This is a genomic window from Tessaracoccus yangjingae (genome assembly GCF_054483935.1).
This window is the reverse complement of record NZ_CM137014.1, coordinates 2,466,943-2,485,498: the sequence shown is the minus strand read 5'-3', so window position 1 is coordinate 2,485,498 and position 18,556 is coordinate 2,466,943. Positions and strand designations below refer to the sequence as shown.

General features: G+C 70.2%; 15 protein-coding genes. 2 read left to right on the top strand and 13 right to left on the bottom strand.

All coding sequences use genetic code 11. From position 1 onward, the window contains the following. Positions 1 to 17: 17 nt before the first annotated feature. Genes ACX1D3_RS11055 through ACX1D3_RS11045 form a run of 3 tightly spaced genes read right to left on the bottom strand, consistent with a single transcriptional unit; the run spans position 18 to position 2,028 of the window. Entirely contained in the window at positions 18 to 251 is a 234-nt protein-coding gene (locus ACX1D3_RS11055; RefSeq protein WP_458993932.1) for a hypothetical protein, read from the bottom strand. Next, positions 248 to 622, bottom strand: coding sequence for a DUF948 domain-containing protein (locus ACX1D3_RS11050; protein WP_458993931.1), 375 nt, complete (start codon positions 620 to 622; stop codon positions 248 to 250). Before ACX1D3_RS11050 ends, ACX1D3_RS11055 begins: the two co-directional genes overlap by 4 nt. After that, positions 619 to 2,028: a replication-associated recombination protein A gene (locus ACX1D3_RS11045; protein WP_458993930.1), complete on the bottom strand. Its 1,410-nt coding sequence runs from the start codon at positions 2,026 to 2,028 to the stop codon at positions 619 to 621. The genes ACX1D3_RS11050 and ACX1D3_RS11045 overlap by 4 nt, the downstream gene beginning before the upstream one ends. A gap of 74 nt (positions 2,029 to 2,102) precedes the next feature. On the opposite strand from ACX1D3_RS11045, the gene ACX1D3_RS11040 reads away from it, so the two are divergent. Beyond that, the gene (locus tag ACX1D3_RS11040; protein WP_458993929.1) at positions 2,103 to 3,332 is read left to right on the top strand and encodes a multidrug effflux MFS transporter; all 1,230 of its coding nucleotides are present in this window, start codon (positions 2,103 to 2,105) and stop codon (positions 3,330 to 3,332) included. A gap of 200 nt (positions 3,333 to 3,532) precedes the next feature. Here the strand turns inward: ACX1D3_RS11040 and aspS are convergent, their stop codons facing one another. From aspS to ACX1D3_RS11020, 4 genes are all read right to left on the bottom strand, one after another. Next, positions 3,533 to 5,329, bottom strand: coding sequence for an aspartate--tRNA ligase (gene aspS / locus ACX1D3_RS11035; RefSeq protein ID WP_458993928.1), 1,797 nt, complete (start codon positions 5,327 to 5,329; stop codon positions 3,533 to 3,535). A 154-nt stretch (positions 5,330 to 5,483) separates the two neighbouring features. Next, a complete protein-coding gene (locus ACX1D3_RS11030; protein ID WP_458993927.1) occupies positions 5,484 to 7,874 on the bottom strand; it encodes a beta-galactosidase in 2,391 nt (796 codons plus the stop codon). Positions 7,875 to 8,093: 219 nt separating this feature from the next. Beyond that, positions 8,094 to 9,428 carry a histidine--tRNA ligase gene (gene hisS, locus ACX1D3_RS11025; protein ID WP_458993926.1) on the bottom strand — a complete coding sequence of 445 codons (1,335 nt, stop codon included), beginning with the start codon at positions 9,426 to 9,428 and terminating at the stop codon, positions 8,094 to 8,096. 7 nt (positions 9,429 to 9,435) lie between these two features. Continuing rightward, entirely contained in the window at positions 9,436 to 10,107 is a 672-nt protein-coding gene (locus ACX1D3_RS11020; protein ID WP_458993925.1) for an MBL fold metallo-hydrolase, read from the bottom strand. Between the two features lie 30 nt (positions 10,108 to 10,137). Here ACX1D3_RS11020 and ACX1D3_RS11015 point away from each other — a divergent pair, with 30 nt between their 5' ends. Further along, positions 10,138 to 11,385 (top strand): DUF349 domain-containing protein, encoded by a 1,248-nt coding sequence (locus ACX1D3_RS11015; protein ID WP_458993924.1) that lies wholly within the window; start codon positions 10,138 to 10,140, stop codon positions 11,383 to 11,385. An 18-nt stretch (positions 11,386 to 11,403) separates the two neighbouring features. On the opposite strand, the gene ACX1D3_RS11010 is transcribed toward ACX1D3_RS11015, so the two are convergent. Genes ACX1D3_RS11010 through yajC form a run of 6 tightly spaced genes read right to left on the bottom strand, consistent with a single transcriptional unit; the run spans position 11,404 to position 18,550 of the window. Further along, entirely contained in the window at positions 11,404 to 13,677 is a 2,274-nt protein-coding gene (locus tag ACX1D3_RS11010; RefSeq protein WP_458993923.1) for a RelA/SpoT family protein, read from the bottom strand. Positions 13,678 to 13,734: 57 nt separating this feature from the next. After that, positions 13,735 to 14,820: a potassium channel family protein gene (locus ACX1D3_RS11005; protein ID WP_458993922.1), complete on the bottom strand. Its 1,086-nt coding sequence runs from the start codon at positions 14,818 to 14,820 to the stop codon at positions 13,735 to 13,737. Positions 14,821 to 14,824: 4 nt separating this feature from the next. Then, entirely contained in the window at positions 14,825 to 15,367 is a 543-nt protein-coding gene (locus ACX1D3_RS11000; RefSeq protein WP_458996533.1) for an adenine phosphoribosyltransferase, read from the bottom strand. Between the two features lie 2 nt (positions 15,368 to 15,369). Then, positions 15,370 to 16,488 carry a protein translocase subunit SecF gene (gene secF, locus ACX1D3_RS10995; protein WP_458993921.1) on the bottom strand — a complete coding sequence of 373 codons (1,119 nt, stop codon included), beginning with the start codon at positions 16,486 to 16,488 and terminating at the stop codon, positions 15,370 to 15,372. After that, entirely contained in the window at positions 16,488 to 18,107 is a 1,620-nt protein-coding gene (secD, locus tag ACX1D3_RS10990) for a protein translocase subunit SecD (RefSeq protein WP_458993920.1), read from the bottom strand. Before secD ends, secF begins: the two co-directional genes overlap by 1 nt. 2 nt (positions 18,108 to 18,109) lie before the next feature. Beyond that, the gene (gene yajC / locus ACX1D3_RS10985) at positions 18,110 to 18,550 is read right to left on the bottom strand and encodes a preprotein translocase subunit YajC (protein WP_458993919.1); all 441 of its coding nucleotides are present in this window, start codon (positions 18,548 to 18,550) and stop codon (positions 18,110 to 18,112) included. Between the last annotated feature and the right edge of the window lie 6 nt (positions 18,551 to 18,556).

The window sequence follows — 18,556 nt, the reverse complement described above, 5'->3', positions numbered from 1 at the left end:
TGGTGTCCCTCAGGTGGTCAGTGGGTGGTCGCGGGAATGTTGAGCTCGTGCCGGAGCTCGGCCTCGCGCTGGGCCATGGCGGTGCGGAAGGTGCCCATGAAGTCTCCGAAGCTCGCGGCGGCCTCGTGCCCCTTCTCGGCGACCTGCTCCTGCACGCCGCGCGGGGTCAGCCGGTGGAGCAGCTCCTTGCCGCGCATCATGAGGAACACCGCCAGCCCGGCGCCGACGAGAATCCAGAACAGGCCCTTCACTTCTTCTTCCGTCCCTGGAAGGCCTTGCGGACGCCGTAGGTGAAGGCCGCGGTCTTGACCAGGGGCCCGCCCAGCGTCGCGGCGAACAGGGTCGACATCTGCGCCGCGTTCTCGGTGACCACCGTGGCGTGCCCGGAGGCCTTGCTCACGTCGTCGGTGACCAGGCTCAGCTTGGCCAGCTCCTCGTTGGTGGCCACGACGGTGCTCTTCAGCTCCTGCAGGATGGGCACGGAGTTGTGGCCAACGTCCCGCACGGTGAGCCTGACCTCGTCCAGCACGCGGCTGAGCTTGAGCAGGGGCACGGCGAGCAACGCCACCAGCACGCAAAGCGCGATCGCGGCGATGAGCCCGGCGATGTCTCCAACGGTCATGGTCCTGTCCTCCTTGGATCTGCGGACGGCGTAACTCTAGCCGACGGCTCCCCCGCCAGAAGCCCCCTCAGCAGCGTGACGCGTTCGGCGATGGCGGCCTCCTGGCCGTGGTCGGTGGGCACGTAGTACCGCGCGCCCTCCAGGTCCTCCGGGAGGTAGGTCTGGGCCACCACCCCGTGCGGGAAGTCGTGCGGGTAGCGGTAGCCCTTGCCGTGGCCCAGCTTCTCAGCGCCGGCGTAGTGGGCGTCGCGCAGGTGCGGCGGGACCAGGCCCCCCTTGCCGCCCCGCACATCGGCGACCGCCGCGTCGAGGGCCAGGTAGGCCGCGTTGGACTTCGGTGCGGTGGCCGCGGCGACGGTGGCGTGGGCCAGGGTGATCCGCGCCTCGGGCATGCCGAGCAGCTGGACCGCCTGGGCCGCCGCGACGCAGGTCTGCAGGACGCCACTGGCCGCCATGCCGATGTCCTCGGATGCCGAGATCATGAGCCGGCGGGCGATGAAGCGTGGGTCCTCGCCCGCCTCCAGCATGCGCGCCAGGTAGTGCAGCGCCGCGTCGACGTCGGACCCGCGGACGGACTTGATGAAGGCGGAGATGATGTCGTAGTGCTGGTCACCGTCGCGGTCGTAGCGCACGGCGGCCCGGTCCGCCGAGGACTCGACGGCCGCCTGGTCGATCACCGCGACACCGAGGGCCTGGGCGGCGGCCGCCGACTCCTCCAGGTACGTCAGGGCACGCCGGGCGTCGCCGCCCGAGAGTCGGATGATGAGGTCGCGGGCGTCCCCCGACAGCTCGAACGGTTCCCCGGACGCGCGTCGCAGGCCGCGCTCGTCGGTCAGGGCGCGCTCGACGAGCGCGACGAGATCCTCGGTGGTGAGCGGTTTGAGGCGCAGCAGCAGCGAGCGCGACAGCAGAGGTGAGATGACCGAGAACGACGGGTTCTCCGTGGTGGCGGCGATGAGCGTGACCAGCCTGTTCTCCACCGCCGGCAGCAGGACGTCCTGCTGGGCTTTGGAGAACCGGTGCACCTCGTCGACGAACAGGACGGTGGCATGCCCCCGTGCCAGCTCGCGGCGCGCGGTCTCCAGCTCGGCCCGGACCTCCTTCACCCCCGCGGTGACCGCGGACAGCTCGACGAAGCGGCGGTTGGTGGCCTGGGACACGACGGAGGCGATGGTGGTCTTGCCCACCCCGGGCGGCCCCCACAGGAACACCGACATGGGCTGCCCGTCGGCGAGGCGGCGCAGCGGGGAGCCTGCGGCGAGGAGGTGCTGCTGGCCGACGATCTCGTCCAGCGTCCGGGGCCGCAGCCGCACCGCGAGCGGGGCCTGGGGGTTCGTGGAGTCGCTGAGCGAGCCGCCGCGGGTGGGGGGTGCCGGGTCGGGATTGCCGAACAGGTCGAAGCTCATCGGTTCCACTCTAGTGCTCCCGCTCGCGGGCCCCGGGTTTGTTTGAATCCCAAACCATCCTAGGATGGTCAGTTGTGGCTTCCCACCTCGGCAACACATTCTCCAGACGTCGTCGCATCGCAATCATCGTCACCCTCGGCATGCTGACGGGCCTCGGCCCGTTCACCATCGACCTCTATCTCCCGGCCTTCCCGGCGCTCAAGTCGGACCTCGGGATCTCCGACGCGCAGGTCCAGCTCACGCTGTCGGCCACCACCCTCGGCTTCGCCACGGGCCAGCTGCTCGTCGGCCCCCTCAGCGACCGGCTGGGGCGCCGGCTGCCGCTGATCGCCTGCTCGATCCTGCACGTGGTGTCGTCGGTCCTGGTCGCGGTCTCCCCCACCATCGAGTTCCTCACGGCCATGCGGCTGCTGCAGGGCGTCGGCGCGGCCGGCGGCGCTGTGGTGGCCATGGCCATGGCACGCGACCTCTTCAGCGGCCGTCCCCTCGTGGTGATGCTGTCGCGGCTGGCGCTCATCTCGGGCCTCGCGCCCATCGTCGCCCCGATCATCGGCTCATGGATGGTGGGCTTCATGGACTGGCGCGGCGTGTTCTGGGGCCTGGCTGCCTACGGCTCCGTCGTCATCGCGCTCATCGTGGTGATGACGGTCGAGACGCGGCCCCCGTCGGAGCGGACCAGGGGCGGGCTGAAGCCCGTCGGGCGGGCCTTCCGTGCGGTGTTCACCGACCGCATGTCGCTCGGCGCCATTCTCGTGGCCGCCTTCGCGTTCGGGGCCCTGTTCTCCTACGTGGCCAGTTCGTCGGTGCTGCTCCAGGAGGTCTACGGCCTGTCGCCGCAGGGATTCGGCACCGTGTTCGCGATCTGTTCGTTCGGGGTCTTCGTCGGCGTCCAGCTGGGCAGCCGACTGGCGCAGCGCTGGGGCCCGCAGTGGGTCCTCGCGCTGGCGACCAGCCTCATGGTGCTCTCCGGCGTGTCGGTCCTGATCGTCGATGCCGCCGACGTGGGCTTCGTCCCGCTCGTGCCTGCGCTGTGGCTGCTCACCTTCGGCTTCGGCCTCTCGGCGCCGTGCGGGCAGATCCTCCTGCTGCACAACCACCGCCAGCACTCGGGCACGGCGGCCTCGCTCATGGGCGCCACCACCCAGATCGTGGGCTCCACGGTGGGCCCCCTCATCGGCCTGGTGCCGATGACCAGCGCCGTTCCCATGGGGGTCGCGATCCTGACCAGCGCCTCGCTGTCGGCCGCGGCCCTGTGGCTGGTGCTGCGCCCGCGCAGCATCCCCAACGTGCTCGCTGGCGGTTAACCCGCCCGTCGGGAAGGCGTTGAGCCTGAAATCGACCTCGTCCGGCTTGGAACGTTGAACTCCCGCCGTCGAGCGGGTGACCCTCGATTCAGGCTCAACCGCTCACAGTGAGAGCCGTGTCAGGCTCAACTGCCCGCAACGAAAGCCGTGTCAGGCTCAACTCGCCCCCGCCGGACGGACCGACGGGGGCGAGTGGCTGGTCAGGACGCGGAGGGGGCGTCCTTCTTCGCCTCGGGCTTGGCGTCCACGCCGGCCTCCCTGCGCTGCTGCACGGAGATGGGCGCGGGCGCCTGGGTCAGCGGGTCGAACCCGCCGCCGCTCTTGGGGAACGCGATGACGTCGCGGATCGAGTCGGACCTGCTGAGCAGCGCCACGATCCGGTCCCAGCCGAACGCGATGCCGCCGTGCGGCGGGGCGCCGAACTGGAAGGCGTCCAGCAGGAAGCCGAACTTCTCCTGCGCCTCCTCCGCGCCGATGCCCATCACCTTGAACACGCGCTCCTGCACGTCGCGGCGATGGATTCGGATGGACCCCCCGCCGATCTCGTTGCCGTTGCACACGATGTCGTAGGCGTAGGCCAGCGCCTCGCCCGGGGCGGTGTCGAACGTGTCCAGATGCTCGGGCTTGGGCGAGGTGAACGCGTGGTGCACGGCCGTCCAGGCGCCCTCCCCCACCGCGACGTCACCCTCGGCCTTGGCGTCCGAGGTGGGCTTGAACAGCGGAGCGTCGACCACCCACAGGAAGCTCCACGCGTCCTCGTCGATCAGGCCGCAGCGCTCGCCGATCTCGTTGCGCGCGGCGCCGAGGAGGGCCTGTGAGGCCGCGCGGGCGCCGGCGGCGAAGAAGATGCAGTCCCCCGGCTTGGCGCCGGTGATCTCCGCCAGGCCGTCGCGTTCCGCGTCCGAGAGGTTCTTGGCGACGGGGCCGCCCAGCACGCCGTTCTCGTCGAGGGTGACGTAGGCCAGCCCCTTCGCGCCGCGCTGCTTGGCCCATTCCTGCCACGCGTCGAAGGTGCGGCGGGGCTGCGAGCCGCCGCCGGGCATCACGATGGCGCCGACGTACGGCGCCTGGAACACGCGGAAGGTCGTCTCGGAGAAGTACCCGGTGAGCTCGGTCAGCTCCAGGTCGAAGCGCAGGTCGGGCTTGTCCGAGCCGTACCGGTCCATGGAGTCGAGGTAGGTGATCCTCGGGAAGGGCGTGGGGAGGTCTGCCCCGATCAGCGCCCAGATCTCCTTGACCAGCGCCTCGCCCAGTTCGATCACGTCGTCCTGGTCCACGAAGCTCATCTCGATGTCGAGCTGGGTGAACTCGGGCTGCCGGTCGGCGCGGAAGTCCTCGTCGCGGTAGCAGCGTGCGATCTGGTAGTAGCGCTCCATGCCCGCCACCATGAGCAGCTGCTTGAACAGCTGCGGCGACTGCGGCAGCGCGTACCACGAGCCGGGCGACAGGCGCGCCGGGACGATGAAGTCGCGGGCACCCTCCGGTGTGGACCGTGTCAGCGTGGGCGTCTCGATCTCGACGAAGTCGCGCTCCCCCAGCACCTTCCGGGCGGCCTTGTTCACGTCGGAGCGGAGGCGGATGGCGGCGCCGGGCGCCGGGCGGCGGAGGTCCAGGTAGCGGTAGCGCAGGCGGGCCTCCTCACCGACGGTGACCCGCTCGTCGATCTGGAACGGCAGCGGCGCGGAGGTGTTGAGCACCTCGAGCTCGGTGATCGCGACCTCGATCTGACCGGTGGGCAGGTCCGGGTTCTCGTTGCCCTCGGGCCGGACCTCGACGACGCCGGTGACCTTGATGCAGTACTCGTTGCGGAGGTCGTGGGCGCCGGTGGCCTCGAGCAGCTCGTCGCGGATGACCACCTGGACTCGGCCCGAGGCGTCGCGCAGGTCGATGAAGGCGAGGCCGCCGTGGTCGCGGCGCTTGGCCACCCACCCGGCTAGGACGACCTGGTTGCCTGCGTGCTCGGCGCGCAGGGCGCCGGCGTCGTGGGTGCGGATCACTGTATTCCTCTCGTTCGGCTGCATAGACGGTGCAGCTCGCCCCGACATCGTAACGGCTCGGCCGTCAGGGCTGGAACCGCGCGACCGGCGGGTCGGCGGGCGGCTCGGGCAGCCTCTGGGTGGCACAGGCCGCGGCTGTCGGGCGACGGCCGGCTCACCGGGGTGTGCGGGGATCCTCCCTGGTGGTGAGCGCGACACGGGCCACGCGGACCGCGTCGATGCCGCTGATCGAGATGCCGTCTGGCACCTCACGGACGCTCGGGTCGACCCATACCCCGGTCTCCTTCCGCCACGGCAGCAGTTGGAGTTCCAGCGGCCGGGTGCGGAGCGTGTCGCGGTGGGGCGTCACGTCGATGTCCCAGACGCGGCCGTGCCAGAAGTGGTCGCTGATGACCTCGCCGCCGAGGACGGCCCTTCCGACGTCGCCGGTCCAGGTCACCCGGACGAGCACCCGGTCGGTGTCGTCTAGGGCCTCCGGGGGCACCTCCACCTGCACGCTCGCCGCCCCTGAAAAGTCGGTGGGTGCGGAGAGCCGCCCCAGTGGGCCGCCCGTCCGGGGTGCCGGTGGTGCGGGGGCAACCGGTGCGAGGTCGCCCAGCAATCGCACGGATCCTGCGCCGGGAATCGAGAGGCTGACGAACTCCCACGGCCCCGCAGCGTCGGCCGGCTCGAGGAGGGCTCCGTCGGCGGTCAGCCCCACGGGTGCCGGCAGGAACCCGATCGTCGCGTGGCGCTGGTCGGTGTGTGCGATGAGCGCATCGCCCATGACGTAGACGGGTGCGTCGGACAGGACTAGCCGGTCGGCCCCGGCGAAGTGGAGTCGGTACAGCTGATCGGCGTGGTCGTCGTCGAGGATGACGACGCGGACCCCCGGCAACTCGACGACGCACGCCGGGCCGGGCCGGCCGGTGAGCCGCACGACGGTGGCCCCATCGACGACCTCCGCGGTGACGGGTCCCCCGACCTCGACCTCACCCTCCAGGACCAGTTCGACGTCGATGCCGGGGGTGGCGGACAGGACCACCACGTCGCCCACCTCGTCCGTGCCGCGGCTGAGGATCGCCGCGGTGGCGCTGCGCAGCACGAGGTCGTCTGTCAACGGGTAGCGCAGCGGCCAGGCGACGGAGATCCCCTCGGGGAGGTCCACCGGGGCGGAGGGCACGGTGAGGGTCGCGTCCTCGAAGTCGAGGGTGAGCGACACCCCGGGCTGGGCCGCGATGGGGCGCTTCGGCGGCTGGTAGGTGGTGAGGAACAGATAGCCGCGCCGGCCGTCGGAGCGCACCGACCACCGCAGCTCCCCCGGGTCCTCGCTGCCGCCTCCGACGGTGGTGGTCATGGCCGCGAGGGCCGCGCCGTCGAGCTGCAGCCACAGGTGCTGCCGGCGCAGTCTGTGGTGATGCCCACGGATCTGGCCGAACTCGCCGATGGGGGCGAAGAAGTCGTAGGTGCGGGTCGGGACGTCGTTGGGGTAGCCGGTGGCCTGGGACTCCTGCTCGGTCCCGTGCCCGCCGACGCGCATCGTGCCGCCGGCGTACATGTAGTAGCCCTGCCAGATCGATCCGCCGCCGATCTTCGCCAGTGCCAGGTTGGCCACGTCCTCGGCGCTCACAAGCGGACGACGGTGGTACGCGACGTGCATGCCGCCGCCCAGCTCGCACGTGGCGAAGGGCAGTGCGTCGTCGTCCTTGAGGGCGACCTCGTCGGGCCCGAGTGTGATGCCGTCCAGGGCCTCCCGGAGATCCTTCCCGACGCTCAGGTCGTCGCGGACCTCCGTGTAGCGGAAGTGGAACGATGCGTTAGCGGGCCACTCCACATCGGTGTCCTCCCAGAACCCCTCCGAGTAGGCGCTGTAGACCGGCAGCAGCGTCTCGGGCACCTGCGCGCCACCCCATCCGGTGGCCGTCCAGATCGGGACGTTCAGCCCGAGGCCCTCAGCGATGCCGCGCAGCGCGGCCAGGTGCTGCGGCTGGTCGTACAGCTCGTTGTCCATCTGGACGCCGACGACGGGACCGCCGTCGGCATGGGTGAGGCCGGAGAGCTGGGCGATGATCTCCGCGTAGAGCCGCCGGACCAGCTCCAGGTAGGCCGGGTCGTTGGTCCGGGTGTGCAGCCCCAACTCGATGAGCCAGTCGGGGAAGCCCCCGTGGCGGGCCTCGCCGTGCGCCCAGGGTCCCATCCGGACGATGACGTCGAGACCGAAGTCCCGCGCCAGCTCGACGAAGGCGCGCAGGTCCAGGTCGCCGTCCCAGCGGAACGATCCCGCGGTGGGCTCGTGGGCCTGCCAGAACACGTAGGTGGCCACGGAGTCGAGGCCGCCAGCCCTGGCATGCCCGAGCACCTCGGGCCACCGGTCGCGCGGGATGCGTGAGAAGTGGATCTCGCCGGTCACCGGGAACCACGGCTTCCCGGCGCGTTCGAGGGAGCGGCTCGTCACCTCGATCCGATCGGGTGCCGTGTCCGGCTCACCCAGGGCCAGGTGTCCCCGTCGAGGGTGGCCGGGCGCCCTCAGCCGGAGGCGGCGATCCCGTCGATGGTCGATGGCCATGTCTCTCCTTCAGGCAGATCCGCGATCGGCGACCTGGAGAATCTAGACGGCCCCGACGTGGACCGCCATATGAGAACTCGCGGCGAACATGGACGAATCACTGATCACGCCCGGTTCGCTCGCCTCGCCGCCGATCGCTCGGTCCTACCGGGTGGGGTGCTCGACCCGTCGATGCCGTGGCGCCACGGGGCCACCACGCGACGGGCGCGACCGCTCGGCTCAGAGGGCGGCCGTCACTCCGGGCACGAGGTCGTCCGGCGACGGCCGCCAGTCGTCCGGCGATGCTGGGGTCTGCTCGCCTGTGCGGATGTCCTTGACGGAATCGTCATACCCGGCGCCGAACCACACGAATGGGATGCCGCGGCGCTCCGCGAACCGGATCTGCTTGCCGAACTTGTCCGCCTTGGGCGCCACTTCCACGGGAATCCCCCGGGTCCGCAGCTTGGCCGCGACCGCGATGGCCCGCTCGCGCGAGGACTCGTCGTCCACCGCCACGAGGACCGCGCTGGGGACGCTGCGCGAGGCGACGAGCTTCCCCTTACCGATGAGCGGGGCGAGGATGCGGGTGATGCCGAAGGAGTAGCCGACGCCGGGGAATGTGACCTTGCCGTCGCTCGCCAGCGAGTCGTAGCGCCCTCCCGAGGCGACGGAGCCCAGTCTCTCCGACCCCACCAGGAACGTCTCGTAGACCGTGCCGGTGTAGTAGTCCAGGCCCCGTGCGATCTTCAGGTCCGCCACGACCCGGTCCGGCACCGAGCGGGCGGCCACCCGGACCAGGGCCGACAGCTCCTCGAGCCCGGAGTCCAGCAGCTCGCCCGTCACGCCGAGCCGGCGCACGTCGTCGACGAAGGACTCGTCCGTGGCCGCGATGCCCGCCAGCGCCACGCAGCCGCGGGCCTGGGCCTCCGACAGGCCCACCTCGGCGGTCAGCAGCTGGGCGACGGCGTCCGGCCCGATCTTGTCGTACTTGTCCACCCGCTGCAGGACCGCGGCGGTGTCCTCGATGCCGAGGCCGCGGTAGAAGCCCTCGGACAGCTTGCGGTTGTTGACGTGCAGGGACACCGGAGGGAGGCCGAGGTCGCGGTGAAGCTTCTCGAACACGTCGAGCGCCACCAGCGGGATCTCAACGTCGTGGTGGGCCGCCAGCGCGTCCTGCCCGACGATGTCGATGTCGGCCTGGGTGAACTCGCGGTACCGGCCCTCCTGCGGCCGCTCCCCACGCCACACCTTCTGCACCTGGTAGCGGCGGAAGGGAAATGCCAGGTGACCCGCGTTCTCGAGCACGTAACGGGCGAACGGGACGGTCAGATCGAAGTGCAGCCCGAGCTCGTCCACGTCGCCCGCCTCGGCGTGCAGCCGGCGCACCACGTAGATCTCCTTCTCGATCTCCCCCTTCCGCGACAGCTGCGCCAGCGGCTCGACGGCGCGCGTCTCGATGGGCGCGAAGCCGTGCAGCTCGAAGGTGCCCGTCACCGTGTCGAGGACGCGGTTCTCGACGATGCGGCCGGCAGGCAGGAACTCGGGGAAACCGCTCAGCGGCTTGGGGCGGGACAAGGGTTCCTCACAAGTGGTCTGGCTGCAGGAAGGGGTTCGAGTCGAGCTCCTGGCCGATGCTGGTGGGCTGGCCGTGGCCGGGCAGCAGCGGCGTCTCGGCCGGGAAGTGCGTGGCGATGCGCCGCAGCGACTCGCGCATCTCGGACATGCTACCGCCGGGCAGGTCTGTGCGCCCGATCGTGCCCGCGAACAGCACGTCCCCGGTGAACACCACCGAGGTGCGGGCCGACGTGAACTCCAGCAGCGTGGACCCCTTGGTGTGTCCCGGTGCGGGGAACGGCGTGACCGTGATCCGGGCCAGGGTGACGGGACCCTCGTGGTCCCGCACGTCGGCGATCGGGGGCAGCGTGTCGGAGCCGGTCAGCTGCCGCATCATGGCGGAGCCCTGGGGCCCGAGCCCGTCCCCCGGCCTGATCAGCAGGTGCTGGTCCGACGCGGCCAGGTAGACGGGGATGTGCCAGCGCCCGGCGAGGATGTGGGCGTCGCCGACGTGGTCGAGGTGGCCGTGCGTGGCGAGGATCGCCACCGGGTTCAGGCCGCGCTCCGCGACGGCGGCGATGACCGGCTCCGCCGCCGTGATGCCGGGATCGACGATGAGGCATTCGGCCGTGTCCTCATGCGGAGAGACGAGGTAGCAGTTGGCCTGCCAGGGCGAGACCTGAATGGGCTGGATGAGCACGACGACACCCTATACGGCTAGATTGGGCGCATGAGCGAATCGCAAGCGCCCTCCAGCTTCGGCCGGGTCGATGCCGACGGCACGGTCTATGTCCGCGAGGGTGACACCGAACGAAGTGTCGGGCAGATCCCCGACTCCACCCCCGACGAGGCCATGGCGTTCTACGTGCGCCGCTTCGAGAACCTGGCCGCCGAGGTGGGCCTGCTCGAATCCCGCGTGGCCGCCCAGGCGATGTCTCCCGAGGAGGCCCGCACGGCCATCGGCACGGCCCGCACGAACGTGGCCGGGGCCAACGCCGTCGGCGATCTGGCTGCGCTGACCCGCCGCCTCGACGCCCTCCTTGAGGTGCTCCCCGCCCAGATCGAGGCCCGCAAGGCGTTGAGGGCCGAGCAGAACTCCGTCACCGTCGCCGCCAAGGAGGCGATGGTCGAGGAGGCCGAGAAGCTGGCCGAGGGCGACGACTGGCGCGGCGGCGTGGACCGCTTCCGGGTGCTGCTCGACGAGTGGAAGGCGCTGCCCCGTGTGGACCGCGCCACGGACAACGAGCTGTGGCACCGCTTCTCCTCCGCCCGCACGCAGTACACGCGGCGTCGCAAGGCGCACTTCGCGGAGCTCAACCAGCGTCGCGACGGCTCCAAGGAGCTGAAGGAGGCCATCATCGCGGAGGCTGAGCCGCTGGCCGCCTCCACGGACTGGGGCGCCACGTCCGCGGCGTTCCGCGACCTGATGCAGCGCTGGAAGGCGGCCGGCAGCGCCCGGCGCGCGGAGGACGACGCCCTGTGGGCGCGGTTCCGCGCCATCCAGGACTCGTTCTTCGAGGCCCGCACGCTGGCCCAGAGCGCCGTCGACGGCGAGCAGTCGGAGAACCTCGCGGCCAAGCAGGCACTGGTCGAGCAGGTGGAGAAGGACCTCGAGGGCGTCACCGACGTCGAGGCCGTCAAGGCCATCCACCGCGACTTCCTGGCGAAGTTCAACGAGCTCGGCCACGTCCCGCGCACCGCGATGCGGGACCTGGAGGGCCGCGTCCGCGCGCTGGGCGAGAAGGTCTCTGCGATGGAGGCCGACGAGTGGCGCCGGACTGATCCCGAGGCGCGTCGCCGCGCCGAGGACACGGTGGCGATGTTCGAGGCCCAGATCGCGAAGCTGGAGGCGGACCTGGCCAAGGCCGAGGCGAAGTCCGACGCCAAGCGGGTCAAGGACGCGAAGCAGTCCATCGAGACGTACCAGAGCTGGCTGGCCCAGGCCCGCGAGACGCTGGCGGACTTCACCGCCCGCTGAGGCAGCGGTAGGAGACCGCTAGCCCGCCACGCGGAACACGTCGTAGACGCCGGGGACCCGGCGCACCTGGTTGATCACATGCTGCAGGTGCGTCGGGTCCGCCGATTCGAACGTCATCTTGCCGCTGAACTGCCGCTGCTTGTTGGTGGTGATGTTGACCGCGAGGATGTCGACGTGCTGCTCCGAGAGCGCCGACGAGACGTCCGAGAGCAGGCGTGCCCTGTCGATCCCCTCGATCTGGATGGTCACCAGGAACGTGGATCCCTGCTCGCGGCCGGACCAGGCCACGTCGACGATGCGCTCCGGCTCCCGCATCAGCGCGGGCACGTTGGAGCAGTCCGCGCGGTGCACCGAGACGCCCTCGCTGCGGGTGACGAACCCGATGATCTCGTCGCCCGGCAGCGGGTAGCAGCACTTGGCGAACTTGGCCACCACGGAGGCGTCGCCGTCGACGAGGATGTGGGCGCCGTCGCGGACGGGCCGACGGCGCTGCTTGACGACGACGTCCTCGGTGACCGTGTCGACGGCCTCCTCCTCGCCGCCGTGCAGCGCGATGAGCTTCTCCACCACGCCCTGCGGGCCGATGTGCGCCTCGCCGATCGCGGCGTACAGCGCGGGCACGTCCTTGAAGCCCAGCTCGTTGGCCACCGCCGTGAGGTTCTCCAACGTCAGCAGGCGCTGCATCGGGATCCCGGTGCGGCGGAGGTCCTTGGCGAGGGCCTCCTTGCCCTGCTCGATGGCCTCGTCGCGGCGCTCGCGGGAGAAGTGCGCCTTGATCTTCTGCCTGGCGCGGCTGGAGACGACGAAGCCGAGCCAGTCCCGGCTGGGTCCGGCGCCCTCCGCCTTGGAGGTCAGCACCTCCACCTTGTCGCCCTGGGCCAGCCGGGTGCTGAGCGCCACCAGGCGCCCGTTGACGCGGGCGCCGATGCAGCGGTAGCCCACCTCGGTGTGCACGGCGAAGGCGAAGTCCACGGGAGTGGCGCCGACGGGGAGGGCGATCACCTCACCCTTGGGGGTGAAGACGTAGATCTCGTCGGAGTTGATCTCGAACATCACCGAGTCGAGGAACTCGCTCGGGTCCTCGGTCTCCTTCGACATGACGCCCAGCTGGTGCATGGCACGCAGCCCGGCCTCCTCCGGCGTCACGCCCTCGCGCAGGTCCTCCTTGTACTTCCAGTGGGCCGCGACACCGTACTCCGCGCGACGGTGCATCTCGTGGGTGCGGATCTGCAGCTCCACCGGCTCGTTGTTGGCGCCGAGGACCGTGGTGTGCAGGGACTGGTACATGTTGAACTTCGGGCCGGCGATGTAGTCCTTGAACCGTCCCGGGATGGGCTTCCAGGCGGCGTGGGCCACGCCGAGGACGGCGTAACAGGTGGCCGTGTCCTGCACCAGGACCCGCAGCCCGATCAGGTCGTAGATCTCCTTGAAGTCCCGGCCGCGGACCATCATCTTCTGGTAGATCGAGTAGTAGTGCTTGGGCCGCCCGTACACGGTGGCGGTGATCTTCGCCTCGGTGAGCAGGTTCTGGAACTGGGCGATGAGCTCCCGCAGGTAGCGCTCGCGGTAGGGCGCCTGCTGCGCCACCATGTCCACGATCTCGGAGTAGACCTTCGGCTCGATGACCGAGAAGGACAGGTCCTCCAGCTCCCACTTGATGGTGTTCATGCCCAGCCGGTGGGCCAGGGGCGCGAAGATGTTGAGCGTCTCCGTCGCGATGCGGACCTGCTTGTCAGGCCGCAGGAACCCGATGGTGCGCATGTTGTGGAGGCGGTCGGCGAGCTTGATCACGAGGACGCGCACCTCCTCCGAGGTGGCCATGATCATCTTGCGGATGGTCTCGGCCTTGGCCGTCTCCCCGTAGGTGAGCTTGTCCAGCTTGGTGACGCCGTCCACCATCCGGGCCACCTCGTCGGAGAAGTCCAGGCGGAGCTGCTCGAGCGAGTACGGCGTGTCCTCGACGGTGTCGTGCAGAAGGGCCGCCACGAGCACGGGCTCCGTCATGCCGAGCTCGGCCAGGATGGTGGCCACGGCGAGCGGGTGCGTGATGTAGGGATCCCCCGACTTGCGCTTCTGACCCGCGTGGCACTGGTCCGCGACGCGGTAGGCGCGCTCGATGACGTCCAGGTCCGCCTTGGGGTGGTTGGACTTGACGATCCGGAACAGCGGGTCCAGGACGGCGGACTTCGAACGGACCGCGCCCAGCCTCGCCAGCCGGTGGCGCATGCGCAGCCTGGGCTGCTCCGGGCCGGTCACGAGTCTGGAGGCTCCGGTCAGCGAATCGTCTGACATTGGCCACCTCCGTCCGCGCCGCCTATTCGCTCAATCGTAGCGGCACGGACGATGGCGTCACTCGTCGTAGTGTCGGGCGAGAATCGCGTGGGCGTCCTTGGCGGGCGGCTGGGCGCGACGGACCACGATGAGCTCGTCGCCGATCTCGATCTTGGTGGCCGTCTGGTCGTAGAAGCGGCGCAGCGTGCCGTTGCGGATGATGCCGATGACGCGCTCCCCCTGGACCGAGGCAGGCGGCTGTCCGGCCTCGCTGGCGTCGGCGAGCCGCTGATGCACCTCGAGGCCCTCGGCGCCGGTGAGCATGTCCTGCATGATGGTGCCCAGCTCGGGGCCGATGGCCGACAGGCCGAGGAGCCTGCCCACCGTCTCGGAGCTGGTGACCACCGACGACGCGCCCGACTGGCGCACCAGGGGCACGTTCTCGTGCTCCCGGACCGCGACCACGACGCCGGCCGTGGGGTTGAGCTGCCGGACCGTGAGGGTGGCGAGGATCGCGGTGTCGTCGCGGTCCAGGGAGATGATGACCTGCTTGGCCTTGCTGATCTCCGCCCTGCGGAGCAGCTCGCGGCGGGTGGCGTCGCCCTGGAACGCGGCCAGGCCGTCGAAGTTGGCGTCCGCGACGGCGCTGGCGTGGGCGTCGATGACGAGGATCTTCTCCAACGGCTCGCCCTGTCGGCGGAGCGTGTTGACGGCGCTGCGGCCCTTGGTGCCGTAGCCGATGACGACGACGTGGTTGCGCATCTTCCTCCTCCAGAACGTGTCCTTGATGCTCCGGCTCCCCTCCTTCGTCAGCACCTCGATGGTGGTGCCGACGAGGAGAACCAGGAAGCCGATGCGCAGCGGGGTGACGATCAGGGCGTTCATCAGGCGGGCATGGGCCGCCAGCGGCGTGATGTCGCCGTAGCCGGTGGTGGTGACGGTCACCGTCGAGTAGTAGAGCGCGTCGATGAGGCTGACGCCGTCTCCGGCGGTGTTGTCGATGTAGCTGTCGCGGTCCAGGTACACGATGGCGGTGCTGATGAGGAGCAGGAGCAGGGCCAGCAGGGCCCGCCGGGTGAGCTCCTTGAAGGGCGACGAGCTGATCCGGGGCAGGCTGACCAGTGACAGCACCCCGCCGCGTCCCCCGGGCTCCAACTTGGGCATGGGCTCAGACTGTCAGGACTGCGGTGAGGTTGTCGATGCCCATGGTGGCGAGGCGCTCGCGGCCACCCAGGAAGCCGAGCTCGATGAGGACGCTGACGTGCACCAGGTCCGCCCCCATCTGCTTGAGCAGGGCGGCCGTCGCCCCGACGGTGCCGCCGGTGGCCAGCACGTCGTCGACCACGAGAACCCGGGCACCGCGCCGGATGGCGTCGCGGTGCATGGTGAGCGTCTCGAAGCCGTACTCCAGCTCGAACGACTCGCTGATGGTCTCGCCGGGGAGCTTGCCCGGCTTGCGCACGGGCACGAACCCGGCTCCCAGTGCGAGCGCCACCGGGGCGGCGAAGATGAAGCCGCGCGCCTCCATGCCCACCACGACATCGATCTCGCGGGGGGCGGTGGTGACCAACTCCGTGACGGCCGCCTGGAACCCCTGCGGGGAGGCGAGGAGGGGTGTGATGTCCTTGAACACCACCCCCGGGCGGGGGAAGTCCGGGACGTCCGCCACCAGAGCCTCCACCAGCCCTCGCCGGCGTGCCGCCTCGTTGATGCTCACGCCTTGCCCTTCCGCTCCGCTCGCGAACCGCCGGTGCGCCGCTGCTGGCGCACACCGGGGGTGACCCCCGTGACACCCGCGGTCGCGAGCGGCTCGGCCGCCGCGTCGAGGGTGGCCTGGCGGGAGGACCGCTGCGCGGCGCGGGCCTTGCGGCGGGCGAGTTGCGCGCGATGCTCCACCATGGCCGGCTCGCGCTCCCTGAGCAGCGCCAGGACGGGGGCGGCGATGAACAGCGAGGAGTACGCGCCGGCGATCATGCCGATCAGCAGCGCGAGCCCCAGATCCGCCAGGGGACCGCTCTGCAGGGTGGCGCCGGCGATGAACAGCGCCAGGACCGGCAGGACGCCGATGACCGTGGTGTTCAGCGAGCGCACCAGCACCTGGTTGACGGCCAGGTTGGCCTGCTCCGAGTAGGTGTGGCTGGTGTGCTCGATGCCCTTGACGTTCTCGCGGATCTTGTCGAAGACCACGACTGTGTCGTAGAGCGAGTAGGCCAGGATGGTCAGCACGCCGATCACGGTGGACGGGGTGACGGTGAAGCCCACCGCCGCGTAGACGCCGACGGTGACCAGCAGGTCGTGGAAGACGGCCACCACAGCCGCGACGGACATCTTCCAGTCCCGGAAGTAGATGGCGATCAGCGCCATCACCAGCACGATGAACACCACCAGTGCGATGGTGCCCTGGCGCGTGATCTGCGCGCCCCAGGAGCCGCTGATGGCGTTGTAGGTGACGTTGTCCACCGTCGTGCCCGCTATGTCTGCCACCGCCGAGCGAACCTGATTGGTCTCGTCGGGGGTGAGCGCCCGGGTCTGGACGCGGATCGCGTCCTCTCCCAGCGTGAACACCTGCGCGCTGAGATCCTCGATGGGCAGGTCCGCCACCTGGGCGCGCACCTCGTCGACGGTGCCCTGCTGGATGCTCATGGGCGCCTGGAAGTCCGTGCCGCCGCTGAACTCGATGCCGAGGGTGAGCCCGCGCAACACGAGCAGCAGGAGCGACACCCCGATGATGACAGCGGACACGATGAACCAGAGCCGCCGGTTCTTCATGAAGTCGTAGCTGGTCTGCCCGGTGTACAGACGCTCGGCGATCCCGAGCTTCCTGGTCGACATCATGCCTCCTGCGGGGTTGTCGAGGCGGCGACCGTCGTGCGGCGGGGCCGTCGTCCGAGCAGCGATTCGCGCGTGACGCCCATGTGGTGCGCGTCGAGGCCGGACCACTTGTGCCCCTCGCCGAAGAACTTCGTGCGGGCCAGCAGCTCGACGAGCGGCTTGGTGAAGAAGAAGACCACGGCCAGGTCGATCAGCGTGGTGAGGCCGAGCGTGAACGCGAAGCCCTTCACCGCGCCGACGGCCAGCACGAAGAGGACCACTGCGGAGAGCAGCGAGACCGCGTCGGAGATCACGATGGTGCCCCGCGCCTTGGTCCAGCCCGCCGACAGGGCGGACTTGAGGCTGCGGCCCTCGCGGATCTCGTCACGGATGCGCTCGAAGTAGATGATGAACGAGTCCGCCGTGACGGCGATGCCGACGATGGCGCCCGCGATGCCGGGAAGGTTGAGCGCGAAGCCCACCACGGAGCCCAGCAGCACCATCATCGCGTAGGTGGTGGCCGCCGCGACGGCCAGGGACAGCACCACGACGATGCCCATGCCCCGGTAGTACAGGAAGCTGTAGAGCATCACCACGAGCAGGCCCACGATTCCCGCGATGATCCCGACCCGCAGCTGCTCGCCGCCGAGGGTGGCCGACACGGTCTCCACCTGCGAGGGTTCGAAGGACAGCGGAAGGGATCCGAACTTCAGCACGTTGGCCAGGCCGGCCGCGGACTCGGCCGTGAAGCCGCCGCGGATGATGGCCTCGCCGTTGGTGATCTTGGCCTGGGCGGTGGCCACGGACTCGGCCTTGCCGTCGAGGACGATGGCGAACATGTTGCGGGGCTCCGCGGCGCCGACGAGGGCACCCGTGAGCTCGGACATGTTGGCGGTGCCGGTGCTGTTGAAGCTGAGCGTCACGGCGTACTCGAGCTCGCCCTGCGGGATGCCGAAGGAGGCGGTGGTGAGGTCCTGGCCGCGCACCGCCACCGGGCCGAGCAGGAGCTTCTGCAGGCCCTCGGCGTCGCACACCACCTGGGCCGTGAGCGGGTTGTCGGTGACCTCGTCGCCGCAGGTGAAGTCCAGGAAGGCCTGGTACTCCTCCTCGGTGGGCTGGTAGGCCAGCGCCTCGGCGATGGGGAGCTGGTCCCCGGCCTCGCCCTGCTCTCCAGGCTCGGGCGAGGGCGTGGGGCTGGGGGGCGCCGTCGGCAGGCCGGGGACCGGGGTCTCCGACGGATCCGGGCTGGCGGACGGGTCCGTGCCGGTACCGGCGGTCACCTGCAGCACGGGCCGGAACGACAGCTGGGCCGTCGCCCCGACGAGCTCCACCAGGTCGTCGCGCTCCACGTTGGGGGCGGAGACCACGATGTTGCGCTCACCCTGGACCACGACGGACGCCTCACCGACGCCGAGGCCGTCGACGCGCTGCTGGATGATGTCGCGGGCGAGCTCGAGCGACTCGAGGGACACGGACTCGTTGGTGGCGGTCAGGGTGATGGTCTGCCCGCCCTGCAGGTCGAGGCCGAGCTTCGGCGTCCACGTGTTCGTGGCGGCCATGATGGTGTACAGGCCCGCGACGATGAGCAGGAATACGGTGAGGACGACGCCGGGGCGCCCCCTCTTCGCTGTGGTGGCCACTGTTACTTGGTGTCCTCCGCACGCGGTTCCGCAGTGCGATCCTGGAAGAACGAGTCTGCCGCGGCGTCGGCCTCAGCCTGGACGACGGTGCCCTCGGTGGTCTCGGCCGAAGAGGGCTCGACGAGCTCCGGGGTGGCGTCCTCGACGAGTTCGTCAGCGGCGGACTCGTCGGTGAACTCGAACTCCTCGTCCTCGGCGCCGACCTTGCGGGCGACGTTGCCCTTGAGCACCGTCACCTCGACGCCGGGGGCCAGTTCGATGATCAGCTGCCGCTCGCCCACGTGGGCGACCGTGCCGAACATGCCGGAGGTGAGCAGGACACGATCGCCCTCGCTCAGGCCGGACTGCATCTCCTGGTGCTGCTTGGCGCGCTTCTGCTGCGGGCGGATCATGAGGAAGTACATGACCGCGAACAGCGCGATCATCATGAGGATCAGGTCCATATTTCA